The 2,206-nt window shown below is 77.1% G+C and carries 2 protein-coding genes; both read right to left on the minus strand.

The features are described 5' to 3' along the window. Positions 1 to 1,237: APC family permease (locus tag ABZ641_RS33995; protein WP_359988158.1), on the minus strand; the 1,237-nt coding region annotated here is incomplete at its 3' end. A 99-nt stretch (positions 1,238 to 1,336) separates the two neighbouring features. Next, the gene (locus tag ABZ641_RS34000) at positions 1,337 to 2,167 is read right to left on the minus strand and encodes a ZIP family metal transporter (RefSeq protein WP_359988160.1); all 831 of its coding nucleotides are present in this window, start codon (positions 2,165 to 2,167) and stop codon (positions 1,337 to 1,339) included. Between the last annotated feature and the right edge of the window lie 39 nt (positions 2,168 to 2,206).

Here is a 2,206-nt window from a genome sequence, read left to right on the forward strand (position 1 = left end):
CGAAGGCGGCGGCGCCGGCGGCGAGCACCGCGGCGCCCTGCAGGACCGAGGCGGCCGGCAGGGCGAAGGCCAGGACCAGGCAGCCGGCGGCGCCGACCAGCGGGACGGCGCGCGGCGGGCGGCCCTCGGCCGGGGCGAGGGTGAGTGCGGAGGCGTTGGCGATGGCGTAGTAGACGAGCACGCCGAAGGAGGAGAAGCCGATCGCGCCGCGGATGTCCGCCGTGGCGGCGAGGACGGCGACCACCGTGCCCACGGCGAGTTCGGCGCGGTGTGGGACGTGGAAGCGCGGGTGGACGGCGGCCAGTGCGTGCGGCAGGTGCCGGTCGCGGGCCATCGCGAGGGTGGTGCGGGAGACGCCGAGGATCAGGGCCAGCAGGGAGCCGAGCGCGGCGACGGCCGCACCCGCCCGGACGACCGGGACGAGTCCGGGGGCGCCCGCCGCCCGGACGGCGTCCGCGAGCGGGGCGGTGGCGGCGGCGAGAGCGTCCGGGCCGAGCACCGCCAGGGCGGCCAGGGCGACCAGGGTGTAGACGACGAGCGTGACCGCCAGGGCGAGGGTGACGGCCCGGGGGATGGTCCGGGCGGGGTCGCGCACCTCCTCGCCGAGGGTGGCGATCCGCGCGTAGCCGGCGAAGGCGAAGAACAGCAGGCCCGCCGCCTGCAGCACGCCGTGCGGCCCGGCGTCCGCGCCGACCGCCCAGTGGGCGGGATCGGCGGTGCCGCCGGACAGGCAGGCCGTCACCACCGCGGCCAGCACCGCCAGCACGACGGCGACGATCGCCCGGGTCAGCCGGGCGGCCTTCTGCACCCCGACGTAGTTCACCGCGGTCAGCGCCACCACGGCCGCCACCGCCACGGCGTGCGCCTGCGCGGGCCACAGGTAGGCACCCGCCGTCAGCGCCATCGCCGCGCAGGACGCGGTCTTGCCGACCACGAACGCCCAGCCGGCCAGGTACCCCCAGAACGGCCCGAGCCGCTCGCGGCCGTACACATAGGTGCCGCCCGAGGCCGGGTAACGGGCGGCCAGGCGGGCGGAGGAGGTGGCGTTGCAGTACGCCACCGCCCCGGCGAGGGCGAGGCCGGGCAGCAGCCAGGAGCCGGCGGCCGCGGCCGCCGGGGCGAGCGCGGCGAAGACGCCGGCGCCGATCATCGACCCGAGGCCGATCACCACGGCGTCGAACAGGCCCAGGTGTCGTTGGAGCCCGGCCGGCCCGGCCGGTGCGGTCGACATGCTCATCGTTCTCTCCCCCGGGGACTGGTCGGACCGCGCCGCACAATAGACGACCTCGGTGTACGGCTGCCGAACGGGCCCGCCCCGGGGCCGTGCGAACCCTTCTCAGACGCCGGCGGCGACGAGCACCGCGTCGGTGCCGAAGCCGAGCAGCAGCCCGAGCAGGATCATCCAGGCGGTCAGCTCCTTCGTACCGGCCCGCCGGGCGACGGCCAGCAGCTCGATCACCACGTAGAGGATCGAGCCGGCGGCCAGGCCGAGGAAGGCGACGCCGACCGTCTCGTCGACCACCCGTTGGCCGATCAGGGTGCCGACGAAGGTCGGACCGCCGCCGATCACCCCGAGCACCGCCAGGCTGCCCCAGGACGGCCGTTCGCCCGCGGCCGCCAGCGGCGCGACGATCCCGAACCCCTCCGTCGCGTTGTGCAGGCCGAAGCCGATCACCAGCAGGACGGCGAGCGAGATGTCGCCCTGCGCGGCCGAGTTGCCGATGGCGAGGCCCTCCGCGAAGTTGTGCAGGCCGATCCCGGTGGCGATCATCAGGGCGAGGCCGGCGGCGTGCGAGCGGGCGCCGACGGCCGGTTCGGTGGCCGCCGCGGCACCGGGGCCGGGGGAGCGGGGCGGGGCCGCCGCGTTCCGGCGGGCCGCCCACCGTTCGTAGCGGACGAGCCCCAGCAGGCCGACCGTCAGCCCCGCGGCCAGCACCAGGCCGTTCCGTGCCGCCGTCCCCCAGTGGTGCGCGGACAGCGCCTCGTCGGTGGGCTCCCAGGCCGCGCCGAGGATGTCCCAGAGCAGGAACAGCAGGACACCGATCGCGACGGCGTTCAGCGCGGCGCGCAGACGTGGCGCGGGCCGGCGCAGGCGGGCCACCGGCAGTCCCAGGAAGACGGTGACACCCGCGACGGCGCCGAGCAGGGCGATCTGCGGACCGGACATCGGACACCCTCCGGGAGGACGCGGCGGCGGACGGCCCCG

Source organism: Kitasatospora sp. NPDC007106, assembly GCF_040634455.1.
Lineage (GTDB): Bacteria > Actinomycetota > Actinomycetes > Streptomycetales > Streptomycetaceae > Kitasatospora > Kitasatospora arboriphila.

Coding starts and splice junctions, on each gene's coding strand:
- ABZ641_RS34000 (WP_359988160.1), bottom strand. CDS start 2,167: ATGTCCGGTCCGCAGATCGCCCTGCTCGGCGCCGTCGCGGGTGTCACC.